The sequence below is a fragment of the Nocardia brasiliensis NBRC 14402 genome (assembly GCF_000308475.2).
Classification (GTDB): domain Bacteria; phylum Actinomycetota; class Actinomycetes; order Mycobacteriales; family Mycobacteriaceae; genus Nocardia; species Nocardia brasiliensis.
This window is the reverse complement of sequence record NZ_BAFT02000063.1, coordinates 1-17,323: the sequence shown is the minus strand read 5'-3', so window position 1 is coordinate 17,323 and position 17,323 is coordinate 1. Positions and strand designations below refer to the sequence as shown.

The window sequence follows — 17,323 nt, the reverse complement described above, 5'->3', positions numbered from 1 at the left end:
AAAAGTCGCATTATTCTTCCCGACGCGAATTTGCGAACGCATTTTTGATACCGCAAGAAGGCGATCCAGCTATCCGTTCGGCGCCCATTCGGGTTCATACCCACGGGCAACACACTTTTAACGTTTCCTTGCGCCGTGATCGAAATAGACGCAATATTGTTATGTAGCTGATTCCTACCGTTCAACTTCAAATCCGACCAGTTCAGCGCGGAACGGTTCGACCTGGGGACGCCGGTCAGGCCCCTCAGGAAGTTCGACCCAGGGATGTCCACCACTCGAGGAAGTCAGAAACCACAGTGGGTCCAATCAAGTCCGACACAGTTGGGGGCGCGGCGTGACCACTTTTCTCGACTCGACGCTGGAGGTTCGCTGCGTGCAGTATCGCCGCGAATTCCACCTCCCCGCATCGATCGATCCCACCTCGCGCCGCATACTCCTGCACATAGGCACCCACTACGGTGCCATCACCATGCCCGCCGATCTCGGCGCGCGGGTGCAGCAGCGGCTCGAACAGGCCGATATCGCCGGACCGGTCGTCGATCATCCGCGCGCCAAGCGCTGGACCTTCCTCACCGGCCCATACCGCCCCGACACCCTGTCCGCCGCGGTCTCCGCCGAACTGTTCCGGATGTACGCGACCGTCGCCTGCACCGGCAGCCAGGTCGTCCTGCCGTCCCCCGACGACGAACGCACCGGTTACCGCACCTGGATCCGCCCACCCGAACCAGCCACCACCCGCCCACCCCTCACCGCGGTGATCGAAGCGACCCGCGAGATGGGCACGCGAAAGAGCGGCGCCCTCTGAGGGTTGGCACGTAAGTTCCGGGCGGCGCAACGCAAGTTCGGGACGTGCCCCAGGCTCAGGACGGCGCAACCCGAGTTCACGGCGACCCGTGCGAGTTGGGGACGGCTGACACGAATTCAGATACGGCGCAACGCAAATCGAGCGCGAGCCGACACGAGCCCAGGCGGCCCTACGTGAATTCAGGGCGGCTCGACGCGCGTTCAGGGCGGCTCGACGCGCGTTCAGGGCGGCTCGACGCGCGTTCAGGGCGGCTCGACGCGCGTTCAGAACGACTCGACGCGCGTTCAGAACGACTCGACGCGCGTTCAGAACGACTCGACGCGCGTTCAGAACGACTCGACGCGCGTTCAGAACGACTCGACGCGCGTTCAGAACGACTCGACGCGCGTTCAGAACGACTCGACGCGCGTTCAGAACGACTCGACGCGCGTTCAGGACGGCCGACGCGAGGTCAGGGACGGCCGACGCAAGTTCGGGAGGCCCCCCGAGTTCAAGAAGGCCCCCCCGATTTCAGGAAGGCGCAACGCAAGTTCGGAAAGCTGGACGCGAGATCGGCACGGCCGGGAGTTGGTCAGGCGATCACCAGGTAATGGTGGCGGCACCCTCTCGGCCGATGCCGCCACCATTACCTGGTGATCAACTGTCCAAGTGTTCAGCGGACGGCGGCCACCTATTTCAGGTGGCGGCAACCTGCGACAGCCGTACGCCGCGCCGAATTTTACGGGTAGTGCCACCGGGTCCTGCGGTCGGCGACTCCCCGCTCCGCCGGTGACCGGGCCGCCGGTTTCAGCAGTGAGACCGGGCCGCCGGTTTCAGCAGTGAGACCGGGCCGCCGGTTTCAGCGGTGGGCGGCAGCTTGTTTGCGGAGGGCCTGGACGGTGGCTGCGGGGTCGGCGGTGTTGTAGACCGCGGATCCGGCGACGAAGCAGTCGATGCCTGCTTCCGCCGCGGCTTCGATGGTGTTGGTGTTGATGCCGCCGTCGATTTCGACCAGCAGGCGCAGTTCGCCGGCGTCGACCAGGCGGCGGACGGTGCGTGCCTTGTCGAGGACGTCGGCGATGAACGACTGCCCGCCGAAGCCGGGCTCGACGCTCATCACCAGCAGCGTGTCGAACTCGCGCAGAATCTCCAGGTACGGCTCGATCGGCGTGTTCGGCTTCACCGAGAGCCCGGCCTTGGCGCCGGCCGCACGGATGTCGCGGGCCACCGCGATGGGGTTGTCGGTCGCTTCGGCGTGGAAGGTCACGTTGTAGGCGCCCGCCTCGGCGTACGGGGGTGCCCAGCGGCCCGGGTCCTCGATCATCAAGTGGCAGTCGAGCGGGATGTCGGTGGCCTTCAACAGGCTTTCCACCACCGGTAGGCCCAGGGTCAGGTTCGGAACGAAGTGCGCGTCCATCACGTCGACGTGCAGCCAGTCGGCGCCCTCGACGGCTCGGGCCTCATCCGCGAGATGCGCGAAATCGGCGGACAGGATGGACGGGGCGATCATCGGGACGGCCGGGCGCGCGTAAGTCGGGGTGGACACAACGCCGCAGTCTATCGGTACTGGGGGTTGCCCAGCGCGGGAGTGGGTAGCCTGCATAGGGTGATCAACATTTCGGCGGAACAGGGGCTCTACAGCACCCCGGTGGAGATTCGGGTGGCCGCATCGGTCACGCAGCTGCCCATCGTTCGTGGGCTCGCCGAAACTCTGGTCCTACTAAGCGATTTCACATTGGACGAGGTGGCCGATATCCGGCTCGCGGTCGACGAGGTCTGCTCCACCCTCATCGCGGTCGCGGGTCCGGGGACGAGCCTGCACTGCCGTTTCACCGTCGGCGAGACCGAATTGCTGGTCAAGGTGAGCGGCATCGCCGACAAGGAGGGCTTACCCGATCAACGCAGTTTCGGCTGGCATGTGCTGCGCACCCTGACCGATGAGGTCCAGGCCACTCAGGATTCATTCGACTCGGCAGTATCCGGATATCCGACGACGGTCGAGTTCCGTCGGGTCCGGGGGAAAGCGTAGTGGCGGACGAGGACACCGTGTTCGACTCGGAACGAGATGACGCCGAAACCGCCACCGACGATTCCGAAACCACCTCCGCCGAGGCCGAAAAGATCAGCGAGGAAGACGCCGCCGAGGACAGCGAAACCCTCGAAACGGCAAGCACCGTCGCGGGTTACGACGATGTCGGCTTGCTGTTCCAGCAGTTGGGCGCAAGCACGGCGGGCACCGCGCGGCATGCGGCGATCCGTGCCGAACTGATCAGCCGGTGCATTCCGCTCGCCGATCACATCGCGCGCAAATTCAGCGGGCGCGGTGAACCGTTCGACGATCTGACCCAGGTGGCACGGGTCGGGTTGGTGCACGCGGTGGACCGCTTCGATATCGAGCGCGGCTCCAATTTCCTGTCCTTCGCGGTGCCGACCATCATGGGCGAGGTGCGCCGCTACTTCCGGGACAACACCTGGGCGATGCGAGTCCCGCGGCGGGTCAAGGAAACTCACCTGCGCATCGGCGCCGCGATCGATGCGCTGTCGCAGCGGCTCGGCCGCTCACCGACGGCGAAGGAGATCGCGGCCGAACTGGACGTGGACCCGGACGAGGTGACCCAGGCCGTCATCGCGGGCAACGCCTACCAGCCGAGTTCCATCGACGCGGCCACGCTCGGCCGCGACACCGACGCTTCGCTGCTCGACACCCTCGGCGAGGAAGAAACCCAGTTCGATCGGGTCGAAGAGTACGTCGCGATCCGTCCGCTGCTGGCCGGCCTGCCCGAACGGGAACGCCGGATTCTCACCATGCGGTTCTTCGAGTCGATGACGCAGACGCAGATCGCGCAGCAGATGGGGATCTCGCAGATGCACGTCTCCCGCATCCTCGCGAAAACCCTTGCCCGGCTGCGGGAACAGAGCAGCCGGGAATAGTTCACTCCGGTTGGCGCTGGGTGCGGAGCTTCGGCGGGGCGGTGCGCCACCATGCGTCGTCCAGCAGTTCGCGCAGGTGGTCCCGATCGATGTGTTCGAGGTCGATCAGGATGTAGGGGTGGCCGTCGTAGTGCGGGGTGGTGAAGAACGCCGGGTCACCAGACGCGAGCAGCGCCTCCTTCTCGGCGAGATCACAGGCGAGCACCAACCCGCCCTCCGCCTCCACCCGCAACCTGCCGAACCCTTTCCCGCCGACCTTCAATGCCGGGCTGCGCCACCACGTCGATTCCTCGACACCGGGCAGCTCGGTCGCCACCGCCACCACATCCTGCCAGGTCAGAGCCATACCCCGAGTATGCCGTACCCCTGCGCCGTCACGATTGGACGAATGGAACCCGAGTCGTGAGGGCGGACGCGGCCCAGTCCGGCGCACCCGCCGTACGGGTCGACTTCCGCGGCCGAGCCCCGACACCGGTAGCCATGAGAGCGCAACGACTACGACGGTGGCCCTCGACCGATCCGGCGGCGCCGCCCCTCGTCACCGCGGAGACGGAGCCCGCGACGCGCGAGATCAGCGCTCGGGAGGCCTCCCCGGCCCGCCGCAGACAACTCGTTCCCGGCCGAGCACTCGCCCGCAGGACTGCGCGGCCGATCCCTTTGCGCCGGTACCGAATACGGTGGTGGGCCACGGGCGGCAAACCTCTGTGGACAGGTTGGCCGTGGGCAATCCGTGGGTGGCCGGTCCACGGAGGGGTGACCCGCAGACGACCGGTAGGCCGAGCGACTAGCTGGAGTCGCCCGCAGGGCTCAGGGGGTGGCGGGTTTGCGGAGGGCGGCCATGAACATGGCGTCGGTGCCATGGCGGTGCGGCCACAGTTGTGCGGTGGGGCCGTCGCCTACGTCGGACACGCCGGGGAGGAGGTCGCGGGTGTCGAGTTGTTCGGCGCCGGTGCGGCGGACCGCGTCGGCGACGACCGCCACCGTTTCGGGGAGGTGGGGCGAGCAGGTCGAGTACAGCAGGACGCCGCCGGGGCGGAGCAGATCCCATGCGGCGGTGAGCAATTCGCGCTGGAGCTGAACCAGTTCGGCGACGTCGGCGGGGGTGCGGCGCCAGCGAGCCTCCGGACGGCGGCGCAGTGCGCCGAGACCGGTGCACGGGGCGTCGACCAGGATGCGGTCGTAGCCGGGTGTCAGGCCGCTGCTGCGACCGTCGGTGACGTGCACGTCGACCGGCAGGCCGTGCACCGCCTTGCGGACGAGTTCGGCGCGATGCTCGGCGGGCTCCACCGCGTCGACGTGGAACCCGTCGATACCGGCGAGCGCACCGAGCAGCGCGGCCTTTCCGCCGGGTCCGGCGCAGAGGTCGAGCCAGCGGCCACCGTCCGGTCCGTCGAGCGGCGCCCTGGTCAGCGCCAGTGCGACCAGCTGACTGCCTTCGTCCTGAACGGCGGCCATGCCGTCGCGGACCGGCTCCAGCTTTCCGGGATCACCGCCGTCGAGATAGACCGCGTACGGCGACCAGCGCCCTTCCTCGCCGCCGGTCACCAGCGCCAGTTCCTCGGCGGTGATATCGCCGGGCCTGGCGACCAGATGGACGGCCGGGCGCGCGTCGTCGGCGGCCAGTGCGTCGCGCAGTTCGCCCGCTCGCGCGCCGAGCGCGTCCGCGAATGCCTGCGCAATCCACACCGGGTGCGCGAACTCGAAAGCCAAGTGGCCCACGGGATCTCGCGGCGCCAGGGTCTCCACCCACTCGTCGACGGTTTTCTCCCCCGCGCGTCGCAGTACCGCGTTCACGAATCCGGCTTTACCCGCCCCGGCTTCGGTACGCGCGAGCGCCACCGAGGTGTCCACGGCGGCGTGCGCACCGATCCGGGTCCGCAACAGTTGATAGACGCCGAGCCGCAACACATCCAGCAGTGGACCGTCGATCTCGACGATCGGGCGCCCCGCACCGGCCTCGATCACCGCATCCAGCAGGCCTTGCGACCGGCACGCACCGTAGGCGAGTTCGGTCGCCAACGCCGCGTCCCGCCCCGTCACCTTCCGGTCCCGAAGCAGGCCGGGCAGCACGAGATTCGCATACGCGTCCCGCTCCCGCACCGCCCGCAACACATCCCGCGCGACAAGCCGAGCCGCATCCACCCCCTCCGGAACCCGATCCTTCCCACCCCGTTTCGCCACCCCTTCCCCCTTGCCGCCGGACCCGCGCTTGGCCCCCTGCGCCGCCCCACCGGCTCGACCACCCACGCGCGCACCACCATTCGCCGCCCCACCTGAACGACCACCGGACCGCGAAGCACCCACGCCACCACCGCCGCCCGCCCCACCGTCCCGACCGCCCACGCGCGCACCACCTTTCGTCGCGCCGCTGTTCGGTTGACCCCCGGACCGCGCACGACGCTCCGTCCCGGCCGCACCATTTGGGTCGGGTTGTGCGCTTGCCGAGTTGTCGGCACGCTTCCACTTCGCCTGGGAAGCAGATTGTTTCGCACCGGAGCGAGCTGCTCCAGAGCGCTCTTCGTTCCGCGCAGCCGAGCGGTTGGGGCCGCCGGGTCGACCGGCATCGCTGCGACCGCGGGATCCCTCGCGTCCCGAGCCCGCACCGGACCCGGTGTACCCACTACCACTTCTCGAACCGCCCGGCTTCGAACCGCGAGACTCGTTGCCGCCCTTACCTTCCGGCGGTGTCACGCGACCACTCCGACGCGCCGGGAGCCGACAGTCCGGCCGGGTACCGAGATACTGCGCCGTGCTGTCATATTCCACCGCTCTGGTCGCGGTCGCGGCGCGACGCCGCGAACCTGATCTGGATGCTGCGACGAGGCCACGCCGCCGCACTCGGCCCACCCCTGAGTCCGATCGATGATCCTCACTCGAACTCCGCGCCGGGTTGCAGGCGAGCCCCGCGGGCCCAGTCGAGGGCCGCCATCATGCGTTTGCCTTGGGGCTGGACTTGGTCGAGCCGGACCGCGGTGGTCGCGGTGCCGACGAAGACCCCCGCTTTGCGGACCTCGATGCTGCGCGGCGGCAGCTCTTCTTCGACGAGTTCGACGGGTCCGAGTTTCAGTCGGGCACCGCCGATTTCGGTCCATGCGCCAGGTGCCGGGGTGACCGCGCGGATGCGGCGGCCGATGGCGAGGGCGGGCAGGTCCCAGCGGATGTGCGCGGCCTCGGCGGTCACCTTGGCGGCGTGCGAAATGCCTTCGGCGGGTTGCGGAACCGAGTGCAGCGTCCCGTCTTCCACGCCGTCCAGGGTGGCTTCCAGCAACCGGGCGCCGCTTTCGGCGAGCCGGTCGAGCAGGATGCCTGCGGTATCGGTGACGTCGATCTTCTCGGTGACGGTGCCGAACACCGGTCCGGTGTCGAGGCCGGCTTCGATCTGGAAGGTGGACGCGCCGGTGATCTCGTCGCCCGCGTTGATCGCGGCCTGCACCGGCGCCGCGCCGCGCCAGGCGGGCAGCAGCGAGAAGTGCAGGTTGATCCAGCCGAAGCGCGGGATGTCGAGCACCCGCTGCGGCAGCAACGCCCCGTAGGCCACGACCGGACAGCAGTCCGGCGCCAATTCGGTGAGCTGCTCGATGAATTCGGGTTCGGACGGCCGCCGCGGGGTCAGCACCGGTATGCCGTGCTCGTCGGCGAGCAGGCCGACCGGCGAGCGGGTCACCTTGCGGCCGCGGCCTGCGACAGCGTCGGGCCGGGTGACCACGGCGATCACGTCGTGCCGGCTGGATTCGAGGAAGCGACGCAGCGACGGCACGGCCGGTTCCGGCGTGCCCGCGAAGACGATGCGCATCAGCGACCCCGTCCGAACGGACCGGCCTGGCCCGCTCCGCTCACCGACCGCGACGGCCGGGCGGTGACACCCGCACTGAACCAATCGGATTCGCGAATGGTCCGCATCGCGTCCTTGCGCTCGGCCGGGTCGAGCCGATCGATGAACAGCACGCCGTCGAGATGATCGGTCTCGTGCTGCACGCACCGCGCCAGCAGCCCTTCGGCGATGAATTCGACTGGCGCGCCATGCATGTCGACGCCGCTGGCGCGTACCCGCAGCGCCCGCCGGGTGTCGTGGCGCACCCCGGGGATGGACAGGCAGCCTTCCGGCCCGACCTGCTCTTCGTCGCCGATGACTTCCCACTGCGGGTTCACCAGATGCCCCGCCGCGTCATGAGTGTCGTACACGAACACACGCAACCCCACTCCGATCTGCGGTGCCGCCATTCCGACGCCACCGTCGTCGTGCATGGTGTCGGTCAGGTCGGTCACCAGCTGCTGCAGTTCCCGGTCGAATGCGGTGACCTCCGCCGCGCGGGCGCGCAGAATGGGATCGCCGAACAGGCGAACAGGCTGAATGGTCACGGCAAACTCCCGGAAGCGGACGAACACGGTCGTCTCATTCTAGTGAGACGACCGAATGTCCCCGATTCACCAGTCGGAAGCTGGTAGAACTCGAGTGCGGTCGGGCGGGGTGACGGTTCCTCCGCCCGGCCGCCCGCCGCGAGCAAGTCCTCAGGAGTGCCCGGCGACGATCACCTCGGGGATCCCGGTGCCGAGCGCGACCGGCCGGCAGACCGGCGCGGGCGCGCTCGGGTCGAGCACGGTCAGCAGCAGTTGCTGCACGAACGGGTCGTAGACCATGTGGAAGTGTCCGGTCAGGTTCGTCGGGCAGCGGTCCTGCAACACGATGTTCGTCGCGTTCGCACCGCGCAGCGCGATATTGCTGAACGGCTGGATCATCTCGTCGACCCGGCTGCCGATCGTGGTGTAGCGCGGACCCGGCACGGTGTCGCCGCCCGCGTTCAACTCGACCATGATCGTCGAGCCCTGCGCCTGCTGCACCGCGGCCAGCGAGGTCACCCGGGCGAAGGCCGCCATTCCACCGGGCACCGCCTGCACGATCGGCACCAGGCCGTACATCACGCCGCCGTAGCTCGGCGACGCGAGCCCGACCCACTGCCCGACCTTGGCTGCTCCCCCGAGCTTGTTGAGGTAGTACCGCGTGACGGTCGCGCCTTGCGAGAAGCCGACCAGGTCCACCTTTTCGGCGCCGGTCGCGGCCAGTACCTGATCGACGAACGCGCCGATCTGGTAGGAGCTGAGCACCACATCTTCGGTGCCGAAGGTTTCGGCGCCCGGCTTACCGCCGTAGTTGAGCGCGAAGACACAGAATCCGGCCGCGGTGAGTTGCGGTGCGATCCCGGACCAATCGGAGTAGGCGCTGGAGTCGGTGCCGTGTGCGAGGACCACCGGGCGCGGACGTCCGGCGGTCGGCTTGCAGTCGAAATTGTTGGTGCCGATCGGCACCGCGTTCGGATGTGCTTTCTTGTACCACGCCGCGGCCAGATGATCGGACTGCGACGGGCCGGGTTCGGAAGGCACCTCGGGCGGCAGGTAACCGAGGGGCGCGGCCTGCGCCGGCCCGGAGCCGAGAACTACGGCTCCGGCCAGCGCCACGGCCACCCCGGCCCTGCACAAGAGTGACTTTCCCCAACCCCACGAACCCCTAGACTGTTGCATTTCACAATGATCTACCGGATTCGGTTCAAATGTGCACTCCGGCGCGGTGTTTCACACCCCGTTACTTTTCGGGGGTCTCGTCTTCGGCGAGGATCCGGTAGAGCGATTTGCGGGTCTCGGTGAGCAGTTCCGCCGCCCGCGTCGCCTGTTCGGGGGTGCCGACGGACGCCACCTGTGCGACCGCGCCCATCACCTGGCCGAGCAGACCGCGCAGATCGATCGCTTGCGCGCCGACGTCTTCCTTGACGTCCGCCCACGGGTCGCCCAGTTCGTCCTTGTGCTCGGTGACGTACGCGGTGCCCGCCTCGGTCAGCTGCGCGGTCTTGCGACCGGCGATCTTGTCGATGAGGACGAGTCCCTCGTCTTCCAGCTGGGCCAGCGCGGGGTAGATCGACCCCGGGCTCGGGCGCCAGACGTCGTCGCTGCGCTCGCGGATCTGCTGGATGAGTTCGTAGCCGTGCATCGGCCGCTCGGTGAGCAGTAGCAGCACTGCGGCACGCACGTCACCGCGCCTGCCCCGGCCACCGCGGCCACGCCCGCGACCGAAACCCGGACCGAAGCCGGGTCCGAATCCTGGGCCGAAGCCCGGACCGAAATCGGGTCCGTGGCCATGCCCGTGCCTGCCGCGGCGGAACCGCTGGCGGGGGTCGAAGTCCTCGCCACCCGGTCGCGACCAGGGGCCGCGCCGTCCGAAATCTCGATGTCCTTGGTTCTCCATGTAAGCCTCCTCAGGCTCTCGTGTTCGTTTCATAGTATCGACGATATATCGGCAATGCATCGAACGCAAGGGTCTACAGAGAATAAGGCGACTCAGCTCACGAGCGAGTCGATCCAGCGCGCCAGTCGATCCCCCTCCGTCGCCATCAACGACGGATCGCGAAACGTGTTGGTGAGCAACGAGGTTCCTTGATAAGCCGCGATCAGCGCGACGGCCAGCTCGGCCGCGTCGGCTCGGCCCATCGCGGCGAACTGCTCCTCGACCCAGTCGACCAATCGCCGCATGACCGCGGCGAGTTCGCGGTCCAGACCGTCGGCCCGCTTGTCCAGTTCGGTCGCGAGCGTCCCCGACGGACACCCGATCCGTGCGGCGGTCTCCCGCTGATCGACCCACCCGCGAATCAGCGCTTTGAGCCGATCCTGCGGCGCGGGCAACTGCTCGAGCAGGACGATCAGCTCGGTCAACGTGTGGTCGTGCGCACCGATCGCGGCGCGGACCAGTTGATCCTTGGTCTTGAAGTAGTAGTAGACGTTGCCGACCGGCACGTCGGCGGCGTGCGCGATATCGGCGATGGTCGTCTTTTCCACCCCTTGCTCGTGGAACACCCGGGCCGCCGCCGCGCCGAGCCGTTCTCGCTTGCCGCCCTTCGGCCGCTCCCCAGCCACTGAGTTAGTCACCCAACTCACTATAGACAAGCTGGGCAGACGCGGCTATGTTTCATTTAGTCAGTCAACTAACTAAGAAGGATTCGACAGCATGATCGTGGTCACCGGAGCAACCGGAAACATCGGCGCACACCTCGTGCAGACCCTGGCCGACGCGGGCGAGAACGTCACGGCGGTATCGCGGGGCAACCGGCCGATCGAGTGGCCGAGCGGTGTGCGGTCGATGCGGGCCGACCTCGCCGATCCCGGCAGCCTCGCCCCCGCGGTCGCGGGCGCCGACGCGCTGTTCCTGCTCATCACCGGCGAGCAACTGATCGACGGTCCGGCACCGGAGCAAGTACTCGCGGTCGCCGCGGCGGGCGGGGTCCGGCGGGTGGTCTTCGTGTCGTCGCAGGGCGTGGCGACCCGGCCCGGTGCCGCGGGCTATGCCAGGTTGGCCGCGTTCGAGGACGCCATTCGACGGTCCGACCTGGCGTGGACCATCCTGCGGCCCGCGGGCTTCTACGCCAACACCTACGCGTGGGCCGCATCCGTGCGCGCGGACCGCACGGTCGCCGCGCCCTTCGGCGCCATCGGCCTGCCGTCGATCGACCCGGCCGATATCGCCGCGGTGGCGGCCGCCGCACTCCGCGAAGACGGGCACGCCGGGCAGACCTACACGCTGACCGGTCCCGCGCTGAGCACGCCGCGGGAACAGGCGGCGGCCATCGGGGCGGCACTCGACGCCCCCGTGCGTTTCGTGGAATTGACTCGGGCACAGGCGTTTACCGGAATGACACGGTTCATGCCGGAACCGGTGGTCGAACACACGCTGGCGATCCTCGGCACGCCGACCGCCGCGGAACTCGAACTCAGCGCCGATGTGCAGCGCGTGCTGGGCCGCAAGCCGACGAGCTATGCGCAGTGGGCGCAACGCAATCGCGCGGCGTTCGCCTGACCCGCGAGGTTCACACCTGATCGAAGAAGCGAATGTGCTGCTCGCCCTGGCGGTCTCGGACATCGACGCCGAGGGCGAGCAGCTCCTCGTCGAGTTCTTCGACCGCGAGCGGCTTTTCGTCGGCCAGCGCCCGCCGCCGCGCGCGCAGCACAGCGTCGACGGCGGGGCCGGACTCCGGGCGGCCGTCGACCCAGCGCAGGAAGTCGGCGCCGAACGGATCGTCCTGGTCGAGCCAGGGATAGCCGTGGTCCCGGAACGCCTGCTCGATATCGTTGCGGGACAGGTCCTTTGCCCCGAATCGGGCCAGCGGGCGTTGCGACCGGTCGGTGAGCACCAGGTCCGCGCCTTCGCGGAACACGGCGGCGACGCTCTTGCGCGGCACATGCCGTGCCCGGCCGTTCTGCGACAGCTCGACGTGGTCGTCGGTGACGGTCAGCGTGAGCGCCTCGTGCCGGGCCACCTCGAACAGCACGATCCCGGCGACGACGCCGACGACGGAGGTGACCGGTATCAGCCACACCGGCGGCACCGTCATCGCGATGCGCAGCGGGCCCGGCGTCGCATCGAAGGTATCGATAACCCAGTGCCCGAACGGGCGGACGACGAACCCGAGCCCGACGCCGAGCAACAACCCGCCGATCGAGAACGCCCAGGCCCACAGGACGGAAAAGCGCAGGACAGTGGGTGCGGAGGTAATGGTCACGGTTGCTCCGTTTCGGTCGGTCGCAGCAGCCGCGACACGGTCGCGCGCACCAGCGGGCGCGGATCGTGCGGGTGCGCGGGATCGGCGTTGAGGAAGGCCGCGTCGACGACTGCGAGGATCCAGCGCGCGGTTTCCGCGGGCGGGAAACCGGAGTCCAGTTGCCCCGCGCGCACCCCGCGCTCCAGCAGCGTGGTGAGCGCTTCGGCGCTGAGCCGCGCGTCCTCCAGCACCACCCGCGTCAGCTCCTCGTCCTGATCGATGCGTCGTAGCAACTCGACCATCAGACCGGGCGCCACCGGGTCGAGCGCCTCGGCGGCCAGCGCGTCCACGATGTCGAGCACCGCGGCCACGCAGTCGGTCCGATCGATGTGGCGCGCAATGACTTCCGCGTGTTCGGGAATCGAGGCCTCGAAGATCGAGCGGAAGACGGCGGCCTTGTCTTTGAAGTAGTAGAAGACGCTGCCGGAACTCATCCCGGCGACCCGCGCGATCTGCGTGGCGGTGGTGTTCTCGTAGCCGTGCGAGCCGAACAGCTCGGCGGCCGCGGCCGTGATGGCGCGGCGTCGCTCGGCGACTCGATCGGGGTCCACGGTGCGTGCCATGCGGCGATCGTATCATTAACTGATCGGCCAGTTAAATAATTATTCGGACGCAAGGTTGTTACCGTTGGCCACCGCCCAACGCCTTCGGCGCGTACTCGCGGCCGCGGTGCTCGAGGTGCAGCCGGGCGTGTGGTGTTTCCGGGAAAGCCCGCTGGCCGAACCGCCACAGCTGTCCGCCCGCACGCTGGCGGTGGTCCGCGACGCGCAGAGCTGGAGCGCGCTCGTCCCGTTCGCGGAGGCCGACGGGCCCGACGTGGAAAAGTTCGGCCTGTTCTCGTTCCACTTCCCCACCGGCATGGACAACAGCGGGTTCGTGGGCTGGCTCGCGGGTCACCTCAAACGAGCGCTGGGCACCGGGGTGTTCGTGGTGTGCGGGAGCAATCGGGAACGGGGAGGTATCTACGACTATTGGGGCTGTCCGGTCGAGTTGCTGGCCGCCGTCGAGCGTGAGATCGAGACGCTGCGCTCCCCCTCGGACTAGAACACCGGGGTGGTTTTGGCGCGCAGTTCGCAACTGTTGCTGAACTGCTTCTCCCACTTCACCGCTTTGCCCTGCCACGTGCCGGTCGCCGTCGCGGTGACCGGGTCGTAGACCTGCGCGCACATCGTGCTGGGATCGCCGGCCAGCTTGTCGAAATCGCCGCCCGCGCCGATCAGCGCGGCACACGCCCCATCGGGATTCGCGTGATCGCCACCGGCCGGTTCGCAGGTGAGCGAGACACGCGTGGGCTGCACGCCCAGCGTCTGCCCCCCGCTCACCGCGAGGTCGAGGGTGGTCCGGGCCGGCGCGGAATCGGACTTCCCGCAGGCGACGGACAGGGCGAGGGTGGCGAACGCAAGGCACACGGTCGCGAGGATGCGGCGGAGCGGAGTCGTCGGCACGTGGAGAGTTAAGCACGGGCGATCCGCGCGCGGGACCAACGCGCCGAGGGGTGGCGGAACCGGTTTCGTGAGCTCGTGGGCGTGTATCGGCGGACGTGGGAGTCCCTCGCGGCGAGAACGCGGCGCCGCCACGCACGGATGAACGTGCAGACGTTGGTGTGCGGCTGCACTCAGCCGATATCGACCGGATCGATCTGGACGCGCAGGGGTGCGTCGGAACGGTGCGTACTGCGGACCGCCTGGGCGGCGGTGAGGGCACGGGCGAGCGCGGCGCCGGACCTGCGGTCCACCCGCAACAGGATCCGTTCGACCTCGGCAGGGGAATCGCCAGAGGAGAACGGTTTGCGGGCCGCAGGTGGCAGCGGGACCGGGCCGAGCACCACGACATCGTCGGGAAGGGTTGCGGTGGAGAGCAATTCGGCGATCGAATCGGAGGTGCCGTCGATCGCCGCCATGCGCACAGCAGGCGGGAAACCGACCTCGGCGCGACTGGCCAGCTCAGCCCGGGCATGGCCGACCGGATCCCAGCGCAGCAGCGTCTGCACCGTGGGAATCGAGGGCTCCGCGACGACGAACACCTGCCCGTGCGAACGCACCAGCGTCGCCGCGGTCATCCAGCGGCGCAACGCGTCCTCGGCTGCCCGCAGATCGGCGCGGCCGAGCAGGGCCCAGCTGTCCAGCAGCAGCGCCACGCCGTAGCCACCGGGCAGAACTGGTTCCGCGCCGACCGTGGCCACCACCACCTGCGGGCCGGGCTCCACGGTGTCGAGCATCGCGCCACCACTCGAACCACGGATCGGCACGCCGGGAAAAGCGCGGCCGAGCTCCTCCGCCGTGCGAATCGCGCCGATCACCACCGCGCGCAGCGCCCGCGAACCACAGGCCTGGCAGCGAAACGCAGCCTCAGTGATACCGCACCAGCGACAGCTCGGACTGTGCGCGGGCTCAGGTGAATGTCGTTGCCCCGCACGGCCGTCCGGCAGTGCGAGCGGACCGTTGCAATGGCGGCAGCGCGCCGGGGTCCGGCATTTCGCGCAGGCCAGCGCCGGGACATAGCCGCGGCGCGGCACCTGCACCAGCACGCCCGCACCCTCCTTCAGCGCGGATCGGGCGGCGGCGAAAGCGACCGCGGGAATGCGGACCGCCCGCGCGACCGGGTCCCGTTCCAGCGCGGCATCGGAATCGCCGGGCACGCTGATGCGCGGGGAAGCTTTGCGCACCACCGCGCGGTCGGCCACCAGGTCGTGCGCCCATCCGGTTTCCACGACCGCCTGGATCTCCGCCGTCCGCGCGAAACCCGCTGCGACGAACGCCGCCCCCGTCTCGTGCGAGCGCAGCATGGCCACCTCGCGCGCGTGCGGATACGGTGCGCGCGGCTCGGCGTAGGTGTCGTCCCCGTCGTCCCAGATCGCGATGAGCCCGAGATTGTCGGCGGGCGCGAAAACCGCGCTGCGGGTGCCGACCACCACCCGCGCCGTCCCGCGCAACACCGAAAGCCAGCGCCGATACCGCGCGGCCGGACCCAACCCCGCCGACAACCCGACCGCCGAATCCCCCAGCAGCCGTTCGCATTCCGCCAGCACCCGATCCAGATCCCGCTGATCCGGCACCATCAGGATCGCACTGCGTCCCGCACCCGCCACCGTCGCCGCCAACTCCGCGAGCCGACGCGGCCAATCCTCCCCCGGCAACGCCTGCCAAGCCGCCCGCGGCCCTTTCCCCTGCGCCAGCGCCGTCACAAACGCAGGCCCATGCACATACCGATGCCAAGCATCCGGAACCTGCACACCCGGCGACGCCTCGGCCACGTCGGCGGTCGAATCCTCTTGCGCCACACCGCCGCCGCTGCCACCGCTCGCGACGGAAGGACCACCGGTCAACGCCCCGGTCTCGGACCCGACCTGCTCACCCTCCCCCGGCGATCGAGGCGAAGAATCCACATCCGTCCGCGCCGCATCAGTCGAATCCGGCAGTTCGGCAGCATGGTCCGACATGCCGGGCGACGCCGCATCTGCATGCGAGAACATGCGCGGCGAAACCCGCTGCGGTGCTGCACTATCCCGTGCTGCGGGCGAAACCTGTTGCGTCGCCTCGCCAGCGGCTCCCATCTCGGACGGAGCGGGATCAGCCACCGAGACGATCGCCGAAGTCGGCGCGGCTCCATCGGCCGCAGACGGATCCGGCGGCACAACCGCATCCGATCGGACGCCTTCCGTATTGTCGGATGCCTCTTCGGTCCCACCTTCGGCAGCTGAGCCAGCCGCGGCACCTTCCGAGGGCGCGGGCGAAACCTGCTGCGGGCCTGTCGAATCGGCACCGGCCGAACCTGCCGCGCCGCTCCCCGCAGCACGCGCCGCCACAACGCTGGGACTACCGAGCAACTCCGCGTCGGCATGCGAGAACTCGGGCGGCGGAATCTGTTGCGGTACTACGCCTGACGGCGAGGCCGGGTCCGTCGATGACCCGGACTCGGGAGATGACAACGCGGCAGCGGAGTTCTTCCCGGTGCCACCGGTTTCGGGGTCGGCAGGTGACGCGGTCTCGGCGTCTGCCGGGGCGGCGGGGACGCGTTGCGGGGGTGCCGGAGGGGAGGTGCGTGCGGTCCCGCCGTTTTCTTCGCGGTTGGGATCGTCGGTGGTCTCGTCGTCGTCCGCGGAAAGTTCTTGTGCGGTCGCGGACTTCTTTTTGCCGCCGGTTTCGGTGCGGGCGTGGCGGGGTGGGATGGCGAGGCGGAGGACGTCGGCTCGGGTGCCGGCGTAGCGCGCGGCTACGGCGGTGGTCAGTTGGCGGATTTCGGGGGTCAGGACGCGTTCGGCGGAGACGACGCGTTCGAGTTTCACCAGTTTGCCGCTGTGGTCGCTGCGCGCGCGACGCTCCAGGAGATAGCCGTCGACCAATCGTCCGGCGAAGCGGACGCGCACGCGCACGCCCGGTTGCGCGAGTTCGTCCAGCTCGGGCGGGACCAGGTAATCGAAGTCACGGTCCAGGTGTGCGGGCGACAGCAGCGGAAGCACCCGGGCAATCGGGTACTCCATGCTCGCAGGCCCTACCGGCAGAACCCCTTGCGAGGCAGGGGTTTCCGCCGTCGGCTCGCTCACGCAGGTCTGGTCGGCTCAGCCGCCGACCGTGGCACGCAAGCCATCCGCTCCACCGACATGTAAGCGCGCACCCTGCTCGACAGCGACTTCTGAGCCGGCTGCCCGACCTTCCGTCGCAGCCCCCGGCCAGCGCAACGCCGATCCGACACCACGGCAGGCACCTCGCAGCGAATCCGCGACGCATCCGCCCGGTGCCACGGCAGCACGTAGCCCTTCGCAACGCGCTGGCAACCTTCGTCCAAGCCGGGCTGACCTGCCTCGATGACGGCCGCTACGCAACCCGTCGGCAAGTCACCACCGCAAGGCCGGTAACAAGAATTCCGCCCCGGATCCGGCCGAAATGAACGGCCAGAGTGCGCTCGAAACACCCACCCGGGGATAGCCCCCCTTGACATCACGTGACGGCTCGAAGACCACCGAAAACCCGCCGCCGGACGCTGAACGCCACGCCCCAACAGCGCGTCAGCCCCCCGACGCAATCCGCGA

General features: G+C 68.9%; 17 protein-coding genes. 5 read left to right on the top strand and 12 right to left on the bottom strand.

Going from position 1 to position 17,323, the window contains the following annotated elements; translation table 11 throughout:
• The first annotated feature begins 334 nt into the window (after positions 1 to 334).
• Positions 335 to 805 (top strand): hypothetical protein, encoded by a 471-nt coding sequence (locus TY25_RS21725; RefSeq protein ID WP_042258852.1) that lies wholly within the window; start codon positions 335 to 337, stop codon positions 803 to 805.
• A gap of 838 nt (positions 806 to 1,643) precedes the next feature.
• On the opposite strand, the gene rpe is transcribed toward TY25_RS21725, so the two are convergent.
• A complete protein-coding gene (gene rpe, locus TY25_RS21720; RefSeq protein WP_042258963.1) occupies positions 1,644 to 2,294 on the bottom strand; it encodes a ribulose-phosphate 3-epimerase in 651 nt (216 codons plus the stop codon).
• Positions 2,295 to 2,390: 96 nt separating this feature from the next.
• On the opposite strand from rpe, the gene TY25_RS21715 reads away from it, so the two are divergent.
• Together TY25_RS21715 and TY25_RS21710 are read left to right on the top strand one after the other, a co-directional pair.
• A complete protein-coding gene (locus TY25_RS21715; RefSeq protein ID WP_029903159.1) occupies positions 2,391 to 2,813 on the top strand; it encodes an ATP-binding protein in 423 nt (140 codons plus the stop codon).
• Positions 2,813 to 3,715: an RNA polymerase sigma factor SigF gene (locus tag TY25_RS21710; protein ID WP_088606732.1), complete on the top strand. Its 903-nt coding sequence runs from the start codon at positions 2,813 to 2,815 to the stop codon at positions 3,713 to 3,715. Before TY25_RS21715 ends, TY25_RS21710 begins: the two co-directional genes overlap by 1 nt.
• A gap of 1 nt (position 3,716) precedes the next feature.
• Here the strand turns inward: TY25_RS21710 and TY25_RS21705 are convergent, their stop codons facing one another.
• The 7 genes from TY25_RS21705 to TY25_RS21675 all read right to left on the bottom strand — a co-directional run bounded on the left by TY25_RS21705 (position 3,717) and on the right by TY25_RS21675 (position 10,627).
• Entirely contained in the window at positions 3,717 to 4,061 is a 345-nt protein-coding gene (locus TY25_RS21705) for an MmcQ/YjbR family DNA-binding protein (protein ID WP_042258851.1), read from the bottom strand.
• Positions 4,062 to 4,522: 461 nt separating this feature from the next.
• Positions 4,523 to 5,962 carry an RsmB/NOP family class I SAM-dependent RNA methyltransferase gene (locus tag TY25_RS21700; RefSeq protein WP_081869005.1) on the bottom strand — a complete coding sequence of 480 codons (1,440 nt, stop codon included), beginning with the start codon at positions 5,960 to 5,962 and terminating at the stop codon, positions 4,523 to 4,525.
• Positions 5,963 to 6,584: 622 nt separating this feature from the next.
• On the bottom strand, positions 6,585 to 7,508 hold the full coding sequence (gene fmt / locus TY25_RS21695) for a methionyl-tRNA formyltransferase (protein ID WP_042258849.1): 924 nt from the start codon (positions 7,506 to 7,508) through the stop codon (positions 6,585 to 6,587).
• Complete coding sequence (def, locus tag TY25_RS21690; RefSeq protein WP_042258961.1) at positions 7,508 to 8,074, bottom strand: peptide deformylase; 567 nt, start codon at positions 8,072 to 8,074, stop codon at positions 7,508 to 7,510. The genes fmt and def overlap by 1 nt, the downstream gene beginning before the upstream one ends.
• Positions 8,075 to 8,224: 150 nt before the next feature.
• Positions 8,225 to 9,232 (bottom strand): esterase/lipase family protein, encoded by a 1,008-nt coding sequence (locus TY25_RS21685; protein ID WP_370466249.1) that lies wholly within the window; start codon positions 9,230 to 9,232, stop codon positions 8,225 to 8,227.
• Positions 9,233 to 9,293: 61 nt separating this feature from the next.
• Positions 9,294 to 9,950, bottom strand: a complete 657-nt coding sequence (locus TY25_RS21680) for a PadR family transcriptional regulator (protein ID WP_042258847.1) — start codon at positions 9,948 to 9,950, stop codon at positions 9,294 to 9,296.
• 92 nt (positions 9,951 to 10,042) lie between these two features.
• Positions 10,043 to 10,627: a TetR/AcrR family transcriptional regulator gene (locus TY25_RS21675; protein WP_169744350.1), complete on the bottom strand. Its 585-nt coding sequence runs from the start codon at positions 10,625 to 10,627 to the stop codon at positions 10,043 to 10,045.
• 79 nt (positions 10,628 to 10,706) lie between these two features.
• On the opposite strand from TY25_RS21675, the gene TY25_RS21670 reads away from it, so the two are divergent.
• Positions 10,707 to 11,552: an SDR family oxidoreductase gene (locus TY25_RS21670; protein ID WP_042258845.1), complete on the top strand. Its 846-nt coding sequence runs from the start codon at positions 10,707 to 10,709 to the stop codon at positions 11,550 to 11,552.
• A 10-nt stretch (positions 11,553 to 11,562) separates the two neighbouring features.
• On the opposite strand, the gene TY25_RS21665 is transcribed toward TY25_RS21670, so the two are convergent.
• Both TY25_RS21665 and TY25_RS21660 read right to left on the bottom strand, forming a co-directional pair.
• Positions 11,563 to 12,255: a YqeB family protein gene (locus TY25_RS21665; protein ID WP_052383108.1), complete on the bottom strand. Its 693-nt coding sequence runs from the start codon at positions 12,253 to 12,255 to the stop codon at positions 11,563 to 11,565.
• Positions 12,252 to 12,857: a TetR/AcrR family transcriptional regulator gene (locus TY25_RS21660; RefSeq protein WP_042258844.1), complete on the bottom strand. Its 606-nt coding sequence runs from the start codon at positions 12,855 to 12,857 to the stop codon at positions 12,252 to 12,254. The genes TY25_RS21665 and TY25_RS21660 overlap by 4 nt, the downstream gene beginning before the upstream one ends.
• 64 nt (positions 12,858 to 12,921) lie before the next feature.
• Between TY25_RS21660 and TY25_RS21655 the strand changes: the two genes are divergently transcribed.
• Entirely contained in the window at positions 12,922 to 13,338 is a 417-nt protein-coding gene (locus TY25_RS21655; RefSeq protein ID WP_226887268.1) for a DUF6196 family protein, read from the top strand.
• On the opposite strand, the gene TY25_RS21650 is transcribed toward TY25_RS21655, so the two are convergent.
• Together TY25_RS21650 and TY25_RS44185 are read right to left on the bottom strand one after the other, a co-directional pair.
• Complete coding sequence (locus TY25_RS21650) at positions 13,335 to 13,739, bottom strand: subtilase-type protease inhibitor (RefSeq protein WP_042258841.1); 405 nt, start codon at positions 13,737 to 13,739, stop codon at positions 13,335 to 13,337. The two genes, TY25_RS21655 and TY25_RS21650, sit on opposite strands and share 4 nt — an antisense overlap.
• 170 nt (positions 13,740 to 13,909) lie before the next feature.
• Positions 13,910 to 16,774 carry a primosomal protein N' gene (locus TY25_RS44185; protein WP_226887267.1) on the bottom strand — a complete coding sequence of 955 codons (2,865 nt, stop codon included), beginning with the start codon at positions 16,772 to 16,774 and terminating at the stop codon, positions 13,910 to 13,912.
• Positions 16,775 to 17,323: the final 549 nt, after the last annotated feature.